Source organism: Psychrobacter sp. P11G3 (assembly GCF_001435845.1).
Lineage (GTDB): Bacteria > Pseudomonadota > Gammaproteobacteria > Pseudomonadales > Moraxellaceae > Psychrobacter.
Genome location: NZ_CM003596.1, coordinates 2,622,981 through 2,640,279, shown reverse-complemented (window position 1 = coordinate 2,640,279; position 17,299 = coordinate 2,622,981). Strand labels below are relative to the sequence as shown.

The window sequence follows — 17,299 nt, the reverse complement described above, 5'->3', positions numbered from 1 at the left end:
ACAAGACAATATTACTAAAAAGATAATATTACTAACAGGCCGATGTTAATCGACATAGAGGTTACTATGAAAACCCATACTCAATTTTCAAAAAAGCTGACGACTCTCTGGGATATATTGATAGAAGCATATTCAGAATAGTTGCTATCGTTTGCGCTTTGATTGCTATGTCAGAAAACGACCGAGCAATTAAATGACGAAGCAAGTAAATAACCGAGTAAGCAGATGACTGATACCAGAACACCGCCTTGGTAAACAAGCGCGGTGTTTTTTATGGAATAAAGCTTTTGAGCTTGAATTTTTTCTCAATGCCCCTATTAGTATAGACAGTTTAACGGTATTACATACGGCAAGTTCTCTAACATTATGAGAACGGCTTTAGTGAGTGTATCGTTATCTGATAATAGGTCTTTCATAGAATTTAAAGGAGTTTTTATGAGTGAAGCAACTCAAGCTGAAGGTCTGAATCCAGAATTAAAAAAACATACGTTTGAAGCGGAAGTGGCGCAGTTACTGCATTTGGTAACGCATTCACTATATTCTAACGCTGATATTTTTGTCCGGGAGTTGGTATCTAATGCGTCGGATGCTTGTGATAAGTTGCGCTTTGAAGGCACAAATGATGATAGCCTTTATGAAGATGATGGCGAATTAAAAATCCGCATCGCTGTTGACGAAGCCGCCAAAACCATTACCTTTACCGACAATGGTATTGGTATGAACGAAGCCGATGCAATCGAAAACTTAGGCACGATTGCTAAATCAGGCACCAAAGCATTTTTGGACAAATTGTCTGAATCACAGAAACAAGACGGACAATTGATTGGTCAGTTCGGTGTTGGTTTTTACTCAGGTTTTATCGTGGCTGATACCATCAGTGTTGAATCACGCAAAGCGGGTGAGCCTGCGGATAAAGGCGTGCGCTGGGTATCAGATGGTACTGGTAGCTTTACTGTTGAGCCTATTACCAAAGACACGCGCGGTACGGCGATTACTCTGCATCTAAAAGAAGAATATAGCGAGGGCGAAGATAACTACTTAGATCGCAGCAAAATCAAGCGCTTGGTTAATAAATACTCTGACCATATCAGTTTGCCGATTCAGATGCGTAAAGAGATCTGGCAAGAAGATGTAAAAGAAGACGAAAACGACGACACGCCTGCTGGTGGCGAGATGGTACTCACTGATGAGTGGGAAACAATCAATAAAGCCAGTGCACTGTGGACGCGCTCAAGCTCTGAAATTGAAGATGATGAGTATGTTGATTTTTATAAGAATATTTCTTATGACATGGATGCGCCGCTTACTTGGACGCATAACCGTGTAGAGGGTCGCGTACAGTATACGCAGCTACTATATATCCCTAAAAAAGCGCCAGTCGATCTATACACTCGTGAGCAGCAGCATGGTCTAAAGCTTTATGTGAAGCGCGTCTTTATCATGGACGAAGCTGAGCAATTGCTACCGATGTATTTGCGTTTCGTGAAAGGTGTGATCGATTCAGCAGACTTGCCATTGAACGTGAGCCGTGAGCTACTACAAGAATCACGTGATGTAAAATCTATTCGTGATGGTAACGCTCGCCGTATCTTAACCTTACTCGCAAGCCTTGCGAATAGCGAAGACAGTGACAAGCAAGAGAAATTTGCCCAGTTCTATGCAGAGTTTGGTGATGTCATCAAAGAAGGTCTAGGCGAAGACGCAGGCAATCAAGAACGTATTGCTAAGCTATTGCGTTATGCTACCAGCACGCAAGACGGTCTGGTGACAAGCTTTGAAGATTATAAAGGTCGTATGAAAGAGGGTCAAAAAGCCATCTATTACCTCACAGCTGATAACCTAGCCGCTGCGAAAAATAGCCCGCAACTTGAGCTATTCAAGAAAAAAGGCATCGAAGTTATCTTGATGACTAGCCGTGTTGATGAATGGGCAATGAACTTCTTGACCTCATTCGATGAGACACCGCTGCAAAACATCGCCAAAGGCGCAGTAGATTTAGGCGACTTGCAAGATGAAGCAGAAAAAGCGGAAGCAGAGAAAGCACAAGAAACGCTAAAGCCAGTAGTCGATAAGCTAAAGGCTGCGTTGGGCGAGCGTGCTAAAGACGTCAAAGTGTCTACTCGTTTAGTCGATAGTCCAGCTTGTTTGGTTGTAGGTGAAGGTGAGTTATCGCCACAAATGATTCAGATGCTACAGCAAATGGGTCAGGATGTACCAGCAAGTAAGCCAACGCTAGAAGTAAATCCTGATCATCCACTCATTAAGAAGCTTGAGAGTAGTGAGCAATTCGATGATCTAGCACAAGTGATCTTTGATCAGGCATTGTTAGCAGATGGCGGTCAGCTAGACGATCCAGCCGCTTACCTAAAACGCGTCAATGAGCTATTGATGAGATAATGTTTAGTAATTAGCAAAAAAGGGAGGCTTTATATAAGAGGCCTCCTTTTTTATTTGAATTTTTGGCCAAATTTTAGTGAATTTTACAAATCAGCCTTATCCTCTTAACCGACAATCCGTTACAATCGCGATAGATTAGCGAGCTAGAATATTAGGCAGTGCTAGTCATCTTCTATAATCACTCCATCGTGAATTCAATATAAATCGATGTCTGCATGCTGTACAAAAAATCGTCAACTGATTGCACCGCGCGGCTGTTACATTAAGATAATTATCATTGAGTCATTTTATTTTTCTCGACTGGCTAGAGGTCTAAGTCTTTGTCACTTACGTCGTTAAAAACCGTCTCGCTTCAGCGTTTTTCGCTCAATTTCGCTGCCAATATTATTGCAACCTTGTGGATGCTAGTGGGCTCAACACGGGCTTTTTCTTGGGTTAAACCCACTTTTGTACAGTTTGCCGTATTTGCGCTATTGGCGCTTGGTAGCAATGTCTTATTTTCATGGTTAGCTGCTGAAAGCGGCAGCATATTTAATGAGCAAGGATTGGTCAGTTATTTGATCTGGCCGATGATTATTTTGCTTGGTGGTATCATTTTGGCTCGGCGAGCGAGCAACCAAGCATTGGTATTTGTACCAGTAGTACTGTGGTTGGTCGCTGATACATTGTCAGCCCTATTACAGAGCTTGGTGCAGTTTTTTGGTAGCTATGGTTGGTTGCCAAATTGGAGTTATTCGTTCTTACCAGTACTGTTTTTAGTATTGTTCTTATGGCAAACGCTAGCGTTACTTTGGATATTTTCCCGACGTCTGCGCATACCATGGTGGGAGCGAATCATTGTATTGGTCGGTGCGGTAGCGTTGCTGACTATCTGGCAGCGTAATGTCGCAGATCAGCCGATCTTTAAACAAATACCTATAGAGCCTGTACTAGAAGAGGCGGCATTGTATCAGCAGCCACGTTTGTTACAGCAAGCATTGGATAGTATAGACCCGAGTATCGATGGCAAAACCGACTGGTACTTTATGGGAGTCGCAGGATTCTCTGATCAAAACGTCTTTCGTTCTGAGATTAATAAGGTGCGCGAGCTGTTTGACGTGCGCTTTGGTACCAGCGGGCATTCACTATCGCTGATTAATAATACTTATAGTTGGCTAGATGAACCAATCGCTACTAAGACCAGCATTTTGCGCGGCTTAAAGAAAATCGGTCAGCAGATGAATGCTGATGAAGATGTGTTGTTCCTGACGTTGTCTTCACATGGTAATCAAGATATCGTCCAGTTGGCAAATCCGCCGCTTGCGATGGATAATTTAGATGCTACATGGTTGCGTGACGCGCTAGACGCATCTGGTATCCGCTGGCGTGTGATTGTGGTGTCTGCCTGCTACTCAGGTTCATTTATTGACGAATTGGCATCGCCAACCACGGTAGTGATTACTGCATCAGCCGCTGACAAAGCATCATTTGGCTGCACCAACACAGCTGAGATGACCTATTTTGGTCAAGCATTTTTTTCTGAAAGTTTACGAGGAAATACCAGTTTTGAGTCAGCTTTTAAGGATGCCAGTATACGGGTCAATGAGCGTGAGAGCGCTATGGGTTTTGAGCCATCGGAGCCGCAAATGGTCATTGGTAGCTTAATGGAGACAGCATTGCCTGCATTTGAGCAAGTATTGTTTGATAAGGCGCACCCATCCGTTGCTAGTATTACAAATAATGCTACTTCTACAACAGTTAATACTCTACCTGACAATGCTACTAATATATCGGTAGACGAAGTAGAGATAGCCGCTGAATAGCTAAATAAATATAAAGTATGATTTGGCATTTAATGAATGCCAATATCAGATTTACTATTAGATGATGAGCATTTATTAAACATCGTCATTGGTTCTATTTTGAATAAAAGGATATCACTCATGCAAAATTCTTATAGTCATAGTTTATCTACCAATAAGCAGCTTACCCAAAAAAGTGTGAATCGTTGCTTTAACGGTGAGCAGCATTATTATAGTCACGAGTCGACATCTACCAAAACCTCTATGACGTTTAGTATTTATCTACCTGATGAAGCCTTGGCTGGACGACGTTGTCCTGCGATATTGTATCTATCAGGTTTGACATGTAATGCCGATAATGTCACTCATAAAGCGCATTTTCAGCAAAAATGCAGCGAGCTTGGTATGATACTTATCGCACCTGATACTTCACCTAGAAGTAGTGAAGACAGCGATGTACCAAACGACGATCGCTATTTTGTCGGGCAAGGCGCTAGCTATTATGTTGACGCGACTCAAGCGCCGTGGTCAGACAATTTTAATATGCAAAGCTATATTGTCGATGAGTTATATGACTTACTACGTTCAGAGTTCCCAATCCATAGCATCGGTGTCACAGGGCACTCAATGGGTGGTCATGGTGCTCTGTTGTTAGGATTTAAGTTCCCAAGTAAGTTTGTCAGCGTATCGGCTTTATCGCCAGTATGCGCAGCTAGTGAATCTGCATGGGGGCAAGCTGCCTACACAGAGTACTTCGGTGATGATAAGTCTCTATGGGCGCAAGCGGATGCCTCACAGATGATTGAAAAGGTTGGCCAGCAGTATTCGAGCATTTTGGTTGATCAAGGCGCAGCTGACAATTTCTTAGCAGAAGGTCAGCTACAGACTTCTAAACTACAAGATGCTTGTGCAAAAGCCAAACAGCCCTTAACATTACGCTACCAAGCGGGGCATGACCACAGCTATTATTTTATCCAAACAGTGATTAATGATCATATCGAACATCATTGGCATATGGCTCAAATGAGCTAAGATGTCCTGCAGATGACCGTGATACATTTTTCGCTATTCCATTCATGCTCAACAGGTAATTTTTATGGCAAGTTATCAAGATTTGACAGCTTCTAAGCCAAAGAATAAGTCAGCAGATACGAGCTCTACAAAAGCGACTATGCAGGCTGATATGGATGCTGCTCTACAAAACAAACAACGTAGCAATGATTATAATGATGAAGTTTCTCAAATTAAGTCAGACGAGTTGATTGCAAAAACCGTCAACGACGCTGGCGATAGAGTACTTGATGATGTGCAAATATCTCGCGTGATAGAGATGGCGTGGGAAGATAGAACGCCATTTGGCGCTATAGAGCATAGCTACGGTCTCGATGAGACTGGGGTTATCAAACTCATGCGCCAAGAGCTAAAGCCATCATCTTTTCGCTTATGGCGTCAGAGAGTGAGCAATCGTGCTACCAAGCATGAGGCAAAGCGCTCTTTCGAAGTTGGCCGTGCTTATTGCAAAACACAATATAAGCAGCGTTAAATAATTAAGTATTTAATATCAGTACATAAAGGGCTTGCAGTATAGGTGAGCCGCTTGAAATTTTCTTTGTAATTTATCAATATCTTATATAAACATGAATTAGGTAGCTCAATTATGAACAGTCCTGCTAAACCTTATCTTATTGCACCGTCGATACTCTCAGCTGATTTCGCGCGGTTGGGCGAAGAAGTGGAGAAGGTACTAGAGTCGGGTGCCGATGTGATTCATTTTGATGTAATGGACAACCATTACGTACCTAATTTGACGTTTGGTAGCATGATTTGTAAGGCGTTGCGTGACTATGGTGTTGAAGCGCCAATTGATGTGCATCTGATGGTTTCACCTGTCGATAGTATGATTGAGCAGTTTTTGGAAGCGGGTGCTAGTATCATTACCTTCCATCCTGAAGCTAGCGCTCATATCGATCGCTCACTTCAACTTATCAAAGATGGCGGTGCAGAGTGTGGCTTGGTATTGAACCCAGCAACGCCGCTGCATTATCTTGATTATGTCATGGATAAAGTAGATCAGATTTTATTAATGAGTGTGAACCCGGGCTACGGTGGACAGTCGTTTATCGATAGTACGTTAGATAAAGTTCGTCAGGTACGTCAGCGTATTATTACTAGTGGCCGAGATATTCGATTGGAAGTTGATGGCGGTATCAAAGCTAGTAATATACGTGCGATTGCTGAAGCAGGCGCTGATATGTTTGTCGCGGGTTCTGCAATCTTCAATCAAGAAGACTATAAAGCGGCTATCGATGAGATGCGCGCAGAGTTGCTATTAGCCAACAACAGCTAGCGAGTGTTGTATGGTTAATAAACGCTATTAGCCATACAATAATAATATTAGAATGTGCTGTATAACTTATGACTATATAGTTAATCCCATATAAAAGAGCGACAGCGTTAACCTCGCTTGAAGTATCGCATATACATCTGCACTCAGTTGCCTTGTATTTCTTTTAAATTGAGTCAGCTATATATAACGGTCAGTCGCGTAAAGGTGAAATATGGACACAAATAATTCTAGCAGTTCAACAGAACCTTCTGTGCAAACAAGTTCTCATGAGACGTTGAATCAGCAGGCTAAGCAATCACTTGCAAGTGAAACACCGCAGCGCAGCTTGGTGCCTAGAGGTATTACCGTTGGCTTAGCGATGTTTGCACTTGTACTTAGTTTGGCAGGTTATGGCTTTCGCCTGATGGTGGGTGATGATGTCGGAACAGTGCTGCGCCATGCTGCGGTCATTGTGCCTGCGTTTATGTTAGGTATTCCGCTATTTTTTTGGGTGGGTTCTCGCATACTCAATAAAGTCAAAGGCCTGCATATCGAGAGTTGGAATGCGATTAGTTTGGGCTATTTGACCTCTTGTATATCGATGCTATGGCTGATGGGTACTTACAGTTAAATTGTTTCACTGTAAATATAAGGCTTTTCTGCGCCTATATCGTTTATTCGCGTCTATATAATATCGTAATATTTTATATTTTTAATCATTAAGCCATGTTCTACAAGCATGACTGGAATTTTATATGAGAATCGTACCAGCCAGTATTGCTAAAATTATCTATCCTAAAGACTTACCAAATGGCTTATTTACCAGCTTAATTATCGCTTGTTTATTAATGGGGTTGGCATCACTACGTCACGGAACCGACTTACAAGGTTGGCTAAATGTCATTGAAAACTGGCTGCTTATGCTGCTGATATTGCCCACTGCGACGGCCACCGTTGCACTGCCATTTAAGTATCGTGATCCTAGCCTTGAGCTAAAGCTAGTTTATTACCTTGGAATGTTTGTGGCCTTCTTATTTACATTAGGAAAGTTACGTTATTGGCACTAATATATACAAATGACATGGCATTCAAGTTTGCTTTTATAGCGAAGACTTATGTGACAGCCCTTGAATTCCAGTGTTAAAGCGTCCATTGTATGAGTAAGACAGATTTACCCGCGTTACTGTAAGACGATAGATTTGCCGAATGAGTTTATTTTTAAGAAATGACTGCTTTGCAATGACTAGTTTCTCTACCAGTACTAAACGGGATAATAAGGAACACATTAATGCCATACGATATCGATAATGATATAGAAGTAGATAACGAGAGTAGCGATCAATTTGCAGGATTTGCCAAAGAAACCACGTTAGAGCTGGTGGAAGCAGATGATGGTAGGTTGTTGTTGCGTGATGCTGAACAAGACGAAGCGCCGTTGATGACTATTGATTTTTCTGACAAGCTAAAAGAACTACTTGGTAGTGACACTCAGGCGATTGGTCAACATATGATTCATGCTGCGATTCAGGTCATTATGCAAAAGCAAATGAGCAAGTGGCATGCGCATGTATATGATAAAGAACCAATACATTACAGCTAATCTTTGTTTGTCTTTGAGCACCAGTCAAAGCGAATGACTGAAGATATAGCTTAGTAATATTAAACTACAGCCATAAAAAAAGGGTTTATCAATTGATAAACCCTTTTTTTTGTTCAAATAGTACCACTTATAAAATGGAAATTATTTGATTTTAGCTTCTTTGAAGATCACATGCTGGCGTACTTTTGGATCAAACTTTTTGATTTCCATTTTGCCAGGCATAGTGCGCTTGTTTTTAGTAGTGGTGTAGTAATACCCAGTACCAGCTGTTGATACTAATTTAATTTTATCTCTCATGATAGCTTTCCTGTAAATGAGGGGTCTTCAAACGATAGGTACGTGTCTCAAAGAGTGAGTTGCCACAATTAATGTAGCAAAACAGCAGCCTCAATGATGAGAGTCATCACTCAGCTGCTATTTTTAACTTAAACTTTTTGACCTTGTGCGCGTAGATCCGCTAACACTTTATCGATACCAAGTTTGTCAATGATGCGCATACCTTTGGTAGACACACGTAGACGTACAAAGCGGTTTTCAGACTCTACCCAAAAACGATGGTTGTGAAGGTTTGGTAGAAAGCGACGACGGGTTTTGTTGTTTGCATGCGAAACATTATTACCCACCATAGGGCGCTTTCCAGTCACTTGGCAAACTCGAGACATGGCGAACTCCTAATCTATGAGGTATGAGTTTTTCTCATACCAGTCTGGGCAAGTTGCACGTTTTTGCGGCATGGACACAGCAAGCGGCAGCTTTGCACCAAACAAAACTATATGAAGGTTGAGCTGGTTTTGCTGTTATCTAAAGGCAAATAACAGGCTGACCAATTCAGAAAATTTTAAAGCCGACATTTATACCATAAAACAGATGAATACTCAAATATTTTTACAATAACTGTCGAATTAAAGGAGGGCTATTATACCCTGAAATGAGCGCTCTATGTTGTTGATTGTTTAATAGTAAAGATTAATTTTTAGTTGTAAGTTATAAAAAAAGTCAGTAAAGTTGCTGTTATATATTTAATACAATCTGTTAATACACCAGTATTACTGTAAACCTATGTATCATTACCAATCTCTTTTGATTCTGAGTAATGATTTTTTGCTTATTTGCTCAGATAAATTACTGCTCATGCGGAGTCAAAACATGTCATACAGCTCTCTACCCCTTACTTCTAAGTTGTTTCAGCTCACTTCTTTGACTTGCGCATTAGCATTAGCAGGTTGTGGTGGAGGCGGTGATGGTGACACCGTAGACTCTGTTGCACCGGCACCTGATTTGGGGGTTACGCAGCCTGGAACGGATGGTAGTGACGGCGGTGAACAAGTACCAGATGTTGAACCTGATTTTTTCTTACAGAAACTCAGTACATCACCTACTATCATCGAGTTATCTGATGAGCAGGCTATCTTTAATGTTACAGTCAAAGCTGCCGAAGTAGGCTCAGGTGGTGCGATGGTTGGCAAAGCAGTGACATTAAAGGTAGTGAGCTCCGAAACCAACGGTATCACTATCGAAGGTCAGAGCACTCAAGTGACTGATAGTGATGGTAACGCAGTATACACGCTAAAACTTAACCCACAGGCAGTCGCAGATAAAGAGGCGTTAATCGCAAACGGCTTTACCTTAATGGCTACTGCTAATAAAGCGGATGGGACAGCTGTTGCACCGCAGGAGCTGAAAGTCTCCGTTAGTAGAGAAGGTAGTGGTGATGGAACTCAAGTTGTTGAAAGTAAACTGAGCGTTACTCAAAGTCTTGATACAAGCTCTGTCTCCAATAATAAACTGAACCCTTATGGCGATACGGCAGTTATAAGTGTACAGCTGAAAAATGAAAAAGGTGCACTGGTTCCTGATGTCGAGGTCGGTCTCGGTCTGGATCAGACAGACGGTGTCTCTGTCGACGCTGCTAGTCAAACAACTGATTCGACAGGTGTCGCTACTTTTAATCTCAAGATCGATAGTAACTTGCCTGAAGCGACACGTAATAAACTGCTACAAGGTATCGTTTATGCTATCAATATCAAAGAAAGCAGTGGAGCTACTAAGCTTGTATCTGGCAAGCTAGCTGTTGCATTACCTGTTCAAGACTACGATCTAAAAGTTTCAGGAAACTCAACGCAGCTTAGTGCTTATGGGGATACACAGCAGCTGACTATCACTGCTTCGCCTAAAAATACGAGTGTGTCTACCCAGATTGCTGGTGCAAAGGCAACAATCAAGCTAGATAATGCCTCTAAAGGAGTTAGCCTAGCGAGTGAACAGTTGACATTAGATGCTAATGGTCAAGCGACTGTAGCATTAACTATATCGCCAACATTGAGCGCCACTGAACGTCAAGAGCTTGCAGAAAAAGGTATTAGCTACACTATTTTACTCACAGAACCAAACCGTTCGACGTCAACAGCGAGTCCTTCTAGCGTAGTCATTGTTCCAACTGCGGAATACAAAATAAACTTTAATGAAAGCAATAAGAAAGAGCTATCAAGCTCAGGTGGCAGTGCAGTCATTAGTTTCCGCGTTAATGATAGCCGCGGCGGTGTAGTGGAAGGACAAAAAGTAATAGCAAGTTTACCAGCAAGTCTGGCTGCTGCAGGTCTACTAACCTTAGAAAATAACTCAGAACAAACCACTAATGCTAAAGGTGAAGTTAGCTATACAGTACGAGTGCCTAATAATTTGACTGTGTCACAAAAAGCACAGATCGAGAAGGTAGGTAGTTTTGTATTGTCTGCAAATATAACAGAAGCGTCTGGAGTGCCAAGCACTACCAGTAGTGAAAGTATTCGTATCGGCTCCGACATCGGACAAAGCGATATTACATTAACTGCGCAAAGTGTACCTGCAGTTGCGAGTATCTTAGATGAAGAGTTCAAATTACAAATCTTAGGTAAGCGTAAAGATGGTAGCGCTGCAGTCGGTCGTACAGTTAAGCTTGTCATTAATGAAGGATTTGCTACAGGTATTACTATTCAAGGTAACGAACAAACCACAAACAGCAGTGGTGTGGCAGAGTTTACAGTTCGTATCAGTCAAAACCTAACACAAGCACAGCGTGATCAGCTAATAAAAGCAGGTATTGCCTACACGGCAGTATTGACTGATGAAGATGGTACTCAATCCAAAATTATTCAGACAGTAAAAGTTGAACAGCCAGCAACGAGTATACAGTTTGCTTCTATCACAACTCCAGAAGTTAGCGAATTGGGCGGCAGCGGCAACATCGGTGTGAAATTAACCACTAAAGCGAGTAGTGCTCAGCCAGTCAGAGACAAAGCGGTCACTATCCAGCTAGGTGCAAAAGCATTAGAGTACGGTGTCACAGCCACTCAAACCACAGCGACTACAGATTTTAATGGTGAGGCGATTTTTGCTATTAATGTACCTGAAGGTTTGACATCGGTGCAACGAGCAGATTTAAAGAGCACTGGTATCAACTATCAGCTAACTTATGCTGAAAACAATGTTTCTTATAAGTCAGAAATACAGAAAGTAAAAATCACTACGCCTAGCGTTAGTTTAAGTATCTTGAATGCCACCAATAATATCGATAATCAAGCAGGATATATCTTAAACAATGTGGGTAGTACTGCTACCATCCAAGCACAGTTAAATAATCAGTCATCTGGTGAGCAAGTCGCCAATCAAACAGTGAAACTTGTATTTAATAACCCTGAACTAGCAAGCTTGTTAATAGTAAATGGTCAGCTTGGGTCATCAAATATCACTGCTAGTACAGATACTAATGGTTTGGTTAGCTTTAACGTTGTAGTTCCAAACAACTTAAGTGATGAGCAAAAAGAAGCACTCAGCAAACAAGTATTGACAGCTACTCTGACAGAAACATTAACTAGCAAACAACAGCAAGTCAAAATTAAAGTCCAATCGATGACATCGGCCATTTCTATAATTGCTAATCCAGTAAATGCCTTAAACTTGAATGGCGGCGAAACACAGGTTGAGGTAACAGCAAGAGACGGTAAAGGTAATATCGTTGCTGGACAAAAAGTGTTCCTTGCACTACCAGCCTCTATTGCAAGTCAAGGGGTTACCTTAGTGTCAGGTGGTAATCAAACTACTGATGATTCAGGCAAGGCTGTGTTTACTTTGGCAGTACCGAACAGCTTAACTGATGCTCAAAAGACCGCGTTAGGCACAAGCTTTGTGGTGGCATTATCAGCAGCTGATAGTAGCGGAAATATTGTGACGCAGACGAGTACTGTCCGTACTACTGTGCCAAATGGTACGACTGAAAGTCTTACTATTGGTGCAAATAAAGTCGTCAATACCAAAGGTGATACCTTCAAAGTGTTTGTTCGTTTAGAAAATACAGACGGTGCTATTGCCAATCGTCAAGTTACTTTAAACGTTGATGATCCTATAAAAACAGGTGTCAGTATCTCGAACGGTACTGCTACTACCAACAGTGATGGCGTAGCTACCTTTAACCTAACTCTTGAAGATGGGGCGAACGTTAACCAAGCAACGCTAGAGGCTGGTATTCGATTAACAGCGACCACGACCACTGCTGAAAATACTTCATTGGTACAAAACTATATCGTTGCAGTAGATACCGCTACGATCGATAGCTATCAGTTAATAGCGTCTTCTGATAAACCAACACTGACCACGGGCGGTGACCAAACTCAAGCTTCATTTATTGTCACAGACAGTCAGGGTGGTATTCTGACTGGTGTGCCGATACAGTTAAGTATCGAAAATTTAGAGTCAAGCGGTGCCGCGTTAACTACATCTAGTACAGTTATGAGTGATAGTAGTGGTCGGGTTGACGTGGGTGTATTGTTAGCAGCTAACAGTATCAATGCACGCCTCAATCATAGTGTTGTAATCAATGCCAAAATCGTCACGCCACAATATGACGTAGATGGTAATGTCAGCATGCAAGTGCGCGAAGAGAAGTCTTTGAGCTTATCAGCAGTTGGTACAACACTCACCCTTACAGCATCTGAAAAAAATCTAAAAGATAACAGTACAACCACCCTATCTTCTACTTTAACTGATGGGACGGGACTTGCGATTGCTAATGCCAACGTAGAGCTCATTGATAGTGAAGGTAAAGTCATTGTAAGTGGTATGACTACAGATACAGAAGGTAAAGCTAGCTTTACAGTCAACGAAAGTGATTTGAGCTTTGATAGCAATGGTAACTTACGTGTCTTCGTGAGAGCAGTGGGTGAGCGAGAACTGACCACGCAGCGTAGTACCAGTAGCATTGATTTGGTTAAGGTATCGCAAGCGGGTATTAGTTTCATCGATATTGAAGATGTTTACGATGTTAATGAGCAGCAAACTATCAATGTCCAAATTCGTGCTGATAGTCCAGAATTAGCACAAAGTCTGGTTGGTGAGACTATTGAAGTGCAAACGACTATTGGGCAGTTTAATAATGGCAGCGGTAACAATAATGTCATCTTTACAAGAAGAATCAGAGCTACTGATATAGCTGCAAATGGCTATACGATTACAGTTCCTGTGAAGCTAACGTCTGAGTTGGCAGGTACAGCAGTACTAGAGGCTAAAGTACTAGGTATATTCGCTACAGGTACTGCGGGTAGTCTTAAGTATCAAACAACCGTAGACACACGTTTTAGAGCTACTACGCCAGCTAAGGTACTGTTCCAAGCGGTAAGATCAGTTATCACACCAGGTAGCAGTACGGAGCTTGTCGCAACCGTCAAAGATAAAAATGATGTACCAGTCGAAGGGCAGACAGTCGTCTTTAGCCGTGTCTCCGATTCTTCAGCAGGAAGACTGTCTGCGGCAACTGCTATCACTGATAGCAAAGGTCAAGCACGTGTAGTGTATTTGGCAAACGCCAGCTCACCGATTAATGGTGTGACTCTCAATGCTCGACTACTAAACGACCCTAGTAATATTGGCAGCAAGTCTACCAATATTACCGTGTCAAAAGATGCTGTTTATACAACATTGACGTTTGCTAATAAAATATCTTCTGACGACATCTACTACACAGTTAATGGCTCGATATCGGTTATGGATGGCTCAGGACAAGCCGTGGCTAACAAAGAGGTATCTATCAAGTCTTACGCAGTAGAGTATGCACAAGGTCGCGTGTGTCTACTAGATAGTAGTACTTCGTATCAAGGGGCTAATACGGTAGACGGAGAAGGCAATATCAATACGCCGGAACCTAAAACGTTCTCTGAAAAATCTATTGTATTATTACAATCTAACTGGATTACGAGTGAAGACAGCCCAGAATATAACTACATCTTAGATAACGATGATGATGTAAATAACAATGGTGTACTGGATACCATTAACCCAGTTGCTATCATTGGTGGGACATTTGCTGAAGATGGCTATTCTTTTATCACTGACGCAGAAGGACGTGCTGATTTCCAAGTTCGCTATCCTATCCGCTATTCAAACTGGGTCAAAGTAAGGTTCGATGCATCAACTTTCTTAAATGGTAGTGAAAATACCCAAAGCCTGAACTACTCGTTACCATACTTGGATGGTGACTTGGATATCGTTGATGATACCTTATTCAGCCCTTGGGTGGCAGATGCTAGCCCGTTTGGTCCAGGTAATGCAACTTGTGTGAATAGCTTGAGTGTTAATATCGATGCCGAAAAAGATACTACGAAAGTGATACTGTCACCGTATCAGCAAAGCTATGCAGTATCGATCAATGGTGTCAGTCCAAATGCACAATCGCAAGGTTATAACAGTTATATTTTAGACTTTAATCAAGCGTTTGAATTAGGTGCTACGTTAGGCGTCGTGAGTAATGGAGCAGGTTTTACCAGAACTATAAAAGTCGAATAACATTGCCAAATACTGAAAAGTAATATTTTAAAACCCCCAACCCTATGTTGGGGGTTTTTAGTTTGTCCTTTCAAATAACCAAATCACCTTAAATAACCAAAAACAACCAACTCGCTCAGCAAAGTATTGCAAAAAAGATTAAAATAACCGGTTTACTATGCTGTCAGCGATTTTTCAGCGATAAGTCATCATCTTTTATATTGGGCAAATTATGTCAGACAACACTAAAACGGTTTCATTATCGACCATAGCTTCTCAGAGCAAACAGATTCCTAGCGCTATTGATACAGCCACGCTGCTCATCAAATGCAAAGATCAGGCAGGTATCGTACAGGCAGTTTCTGAATTTATTCATCGTTATGGTGCTAATATCATTACGCTTGATCAGTATTCAACGGCGCATGAAGGCGGGCAGTATTTCATGCGTTTAGAGTTTGCTTTGGCAGGATTGAGCGATATTATCGAGAATTTTGAAGCCAGCTTTGCGCATACGGTTGCTAAGCGCCACGACATGGACTGGCGTCTACATAACAATGCAACGAAGACCAAAGTCGGTATTTTGGTGTCTAAGTTTGATCATGCGTTGTTAGATTTATTATGGCGACATCAGCGTGGATTGCTCGATTGCGAGATTACTTGCGTGGTCAGTAACCATCCTGATTTGAAGCAAGCAGTACAAAATTTTGGCATTACTTTCCATCATGTGCCAGTGACCAAAGACAATAAGTTCGATGCAGAAGAGCAGATTCATAAGTTGATGGCAGGTAACGACTTATTAGTATTGGCGCGCTACATGCAGATTTTGTCATCAGATTTTGTCAAACGCTGGCCGATGCAGATTATCAATATTCATCATTCATTCTTGCCTGCGTTTGTGGGTGCAGATCCTTATCGTCAAGCTTATGATAAAGGTGTTAAGCTTATCGGCGCAACTGCGCATTATGTCACAGCTGAGCTTGATCAAGGGCCTATCATCGAGCAGGATGTACACCGTGTGACGCATCGCCAAGGGGTGACAGAATTGCGTGCTATCGGCCGTGATATCGAACGCAACGTATTAGCACGTGCTGTAAACTGGCATGTGCAAAACCGTGTGATTGTAGCGGGTAATAAGACAGTCGTATTTAACTAAGAAAAATGAGTAGTGAGTCGGCTAAGAATAGAAAAAGGCGGTCAGTAACTATTGTTGCTGACCGCCTTTTTATGATGTGATATTTTATAGGAGCATTTCTAAGACGAACTTGCTACCAACAAAGCCAATGGCTAATAGGATAAAGGCATAAATAGTGATATTGGCCGCACGTTTGCCTCGCCAGCCTGCACGCCAGTTACCGAATAGTAGTACACCAAATAATAACCACGACAGTAGACTAAAAACAGTCTTATGCACGATATGCTGTGCCATCAAGTCTTGTACATAGATAAACCCAATCCCCAGTGCGATACTGAGCAATACAAAGCCTACCAACAGCATATCGAATAATAAACTCTCCATACTTTGCAAGGAGGGTAGCTTATTGACCCAAAAGCGGTGAATGGTATGATGCTTGAGCTCACGTATTTGTAGACGTAGAAATAGCGCTTGTACCGCCGCCATCAGCAGCACACAATAGGCAGCCAATGATAATATGATATGAATTTCAAGCCCAATACTGACATTAGTGAGCGGTTGATAAGGGGCGCGGCCGACATAGCCGACAGTCATACCTATTAGGGCGGTGGGTGCAGCCAAAATACCAAGGCTAAGAATAGGGCGATATAAACAGAACAACAGATAAAAGAATAAGAAAAATAAACTGGTCAGACTGATTATATTGAACAAGTTGAAATTTAAACCATACAGCGTCACAACGTATGGATATAGCAGTACCGCATGTGCAGCCATACCGATGAGCAACAAGCCCAAACTGAGGCTTTTGTGGATAGGTTTGTCCTGAACCAGCGCCCAACCAATATGGATGCTGGCTAAGATATAAGCCATGCTAGCAAGTAAGAATGCAAAGTGCACAGATAAAAAGCCTCATCTTATACTGAGCATAAACTGCCGCTCAATGTGTCGCTAAAGTGGTATTATCAGAATGATTAGAATAATCGTCCAATTTATCATAAAATGGGTGCCAATTGAGCACCATCTTGCTTATAACTTATAAATGATCAGCAGTGCTGCATAGCGCAAAAAGTAAAATATATCATCTATAAAAAGTTGACTACAATTATAAGCGCTGTGTCCTTTGCGAAACGACTATAAGTTTTGAGCCATGTTAATGCTATAGTATTGATAATATAATTCTTTTATCATGTCCCTTGTCATGCAATATCCTAATATCTTATAGCGTATCCTAATATTATTTATGAACCATTTTAATGGTTTGATTTAGAGTT

The 17,299-nt window shown here is 41.7% G+C and carries 13 protein-coding genes; 10 read left to right on the top strand and 3 right to left on the bottom strand.

The annotated features are described in order from the left end of the window. The first annotated feature begins 435 nt into the window (after nucleotides 1-435). From htpG to AK824_RS10590, 8 genes are all read left to right on the top strand, one after another. Nucleotides 436-2,397 (top strand): molecular chaperone HtpG, encoded by a 1,962-nt coding sequence (gene htpG / locus AK824_RS10625; protein ID WP_057761386.1) that lies wholly within the window; start codon nucleotides 436-438, stop codon nucleotides 2,395-2,397. 320 nt (nucleotides 2,398-2,717) lie between these two features. Then, the gene (locus AK824_RS10620; RefSeq protein ID WP_057761385.1) at nucleotides 2,718-4,199 is read left to right on the top strand and encodes a C13 family peptidase; all 1,482 of its coding nucleotides are present in this window, start codon (nucleotides 2,718-2,720) and stop codon (nucleotides 4,197-4,199) included. 120 nt (nucleotides 4,200-4,319) lie between these two features. Then, a complete protein-coding gene (fghA, locus tag AK824_RS10615; protein WP_057761382.1) occupies nucleotides 4,320-5,210 on the top strand; it encodes an S-formylglutathione hydrolase in 891 nt (296 codons plus the stop codon). Between the two features lie 298 nt (nucleotides 5,211-5,508). Next, entirely contained in the window at nucleotides 5,509-5,721 is a 213-nt protein-coding gene (locus AK824_RS13755; RefSeq protein ID WP_057762609.1) for a TIGR03643 family protein, read from the top strand. Between the two features lie 114 nt (nucleotides 5,722-5,835). Next, on the top strand, nucleotides 5,836-6,525 hold the full coding sequence (gene rpe, locus AK824_RS10605) for a ribulose-phosphate 3-epimerase (protein ID WP_057761380.1): 690 nt from the start codon (nucleotides 5,836-5,838) through the stop codon (nucleotides 6,523-6,525). Between the two features lie 211 nt (nucleotides 6,526-6,736). Then, a complete protein-coding gene (locus AK824_RS10600; protein ID WP_057761378.1) occupies nucleotides 6,737-7,135 on the top strand; it encodes a hypothetical protein in 399 nt (132 codons plus the stop codon). A 124-nt stretch (nucleotides 7,136-7,259) separates the two neighbouring features. Then, nucleotides 7,260-7,571, top strand: coding sequence for a hypothetical protein (locus AK824_RS10595; RefSeq protein ID WP_057761376.1), 312 nt, complete (start codon nucleotides 7,260-7,262; stop codon nucleotides 7,569-7,571). A 221-nt stretch (nucleotides 7,572-7,792) separates the two neighbouring features. Continuing rightward, nucleotides 7,793-8,104: a hypothetical protein gene (locus tag AK824_RS10590; RefSeq protein ID WP_057761374.1), complete on the top strand. Its 312-nt coding sequence runs from the start codon at nucleotides 7,793-7,795 to the stop codon at nucleotides 8,102-8,104. Between the two features lie 141 nt (nucleotides 8,105-8,245). Here the strand turns inward: AK824_RS10590 and rpmG are convergent, their stop codons facing one another. Together rpmG and rpmB are read right to left on the bottom strand one after the other, a co-directional pair. Beyond that, complete coding sequence (rpmG, locus tag AK824_RS10585) at nucleotides 8,246-8,401, bottom strand: 50S ribosomal protein L33 (RefSeq protein WP_010201403.1); 156 nt, start codon at nucleotides 8,399-8,401, stop codon at nucleotides 8,246-8,248. A 128-nt stretch (nucleotides 8,402-8,529) separates the two neighbouring features. Next, nucleotides 8,530-8,766: a 50S ribosomal protein L28 gene (rpmB, locus tag AK824_RS10580; protein WP_057761372.1), complete on the bottom strand. Its 237-nt coding sequence runs from the start codon at nucleotides 8,764-8,766 to the stop codon at nucleotides 8,530-8,532. Between the two features lie 484 nt (nucleotides 8,767-9,250). On the opposite strand from rpmB, the gene AK824_RS10575 reads away from it, so the two are divergent. Together AK824_RS10575 and purU are read left to right on the top strand one after the other, a co-directional pair. After that, complete coding sequence (locus AK824_RS10575; protein WP_057761370.1) at nucleotides 9,251-14,917, top strand: hypothetical protein; 5,667 nt, start codon at nucleotides 9,251-9,253, stop codon at nucleotides 14,915-14,917. 211 nt (nucleotides 14,918-15,128) lie between these two features. After that, complete coding sequence (gene purU / locus AK824_RS10570; protein ID WP_082624635.1) at nucleotides 15,129-16,049, top strand: formyltetrahydrofolate deformylase; 921 nt, start codon at nucleotides 15,129-15,131, stop codon at nucleotides 16,047-16,049. Nucleotides 16,050-16,133: 84 nt separating this feature from the next. Here purU and AK824_RS10565 read toward each other — a convergent pair whose 3' ends face one another. Continuing rightward, nucleotides 16,134-16,898 (bottom strand): cytochrome C assembly family protein, encoded by a 765-nt coding sequence (locus AK824_RS10565; RefSeq protein WP_057762605.1) that lies wholly within the window; start codon nucleotides 16,896-16,898, stop codon nucleotides 16,134-16,136. Between the last annotated feature and the right edge of the window lie 401 nt (nucleotides 16,899-17,299).

Bases quoted from the DNA above. Each gene is read 5' to 3' on its own strand.
- AK824_RS10575 (WP_057761370.1), top strand. From the start codon at position 9,251: ATGTCATACAGCTCTCTACCCCTTACTTCTAAGTTGTTTCAGCTCACT.
- AK824_RS10565 (WP_057762605.1), bottom strand. From the start codon at position 16,898: ATGGCTTATATCTTAGCCAGCATCCATATTGGTTGGGCGCTGGTTCAG.
- AK824_RS10590 (WP_057761374.1), top strand. From the start codon at position 7,793: ATGCCATACGATATCGATAATGATATAGAAGTAGATAACGAGAGTAGC.
- rpe (WP_057761380.1), top strand. From the start codon at position 5,836: ATGAACAGTCCTGCTAAACCTTATCTTATTGCACCGTCGATACTCTCA.
- fghA (WP_057761382.1), top strand. From the start codon at position 4,320: ATGCAAAATTCTTATAGTCATAGTTTATCTACCAATAAGCAGCTTACC.
- htpG (WP_057761386.1), top strand. From the start codon at position 436: ATGAGTGAAGCAACTCAAGCTGAAGGTCTGAATCCAGAATTAAAAAAA.
- purU (WP_082624635.1), top strand. From the start codon at position 15,129: ATGTCAGACAACACTAAAACGGTTTCATTATCGACCATAGCTTCTCAG.
- rpmB (WP_057761372.1), bottom strand. From the start codon at position 8,766: ATGTCTCGAGTTTGCCAAGTGACTGGAAAGCGCCCTATGGTGGGTAAT.
- AK824_RS10595 (WP_057761376.1), top strand. From the start codon at position 7,260: ATGAGAATCGTACCAGCCAGTATTGCTAAAATTATCTATCCTAAAGAC.
- AK824_RS10600 (WP_057761378.1), top strand. From the start codon at position 6,737: ATGGACACAAATAATTCTAGCAGTTCAACAGAACCTTCTGTGCAAACA.
- AK824_RS13755 (WP_057762609.1), top strand. From the start codon at position 5,509: ATGGCGTGGGAAGATAGAACGCCATTTGGCGCTATAGAGCATAGCTAC.
- rpmG (WP_010201403.1), bottom strand. From the start codon at position 8,401: ATGAGAGATAAAATTAAATTAGTATCAACAGCTGGTACTGGGTATTAC.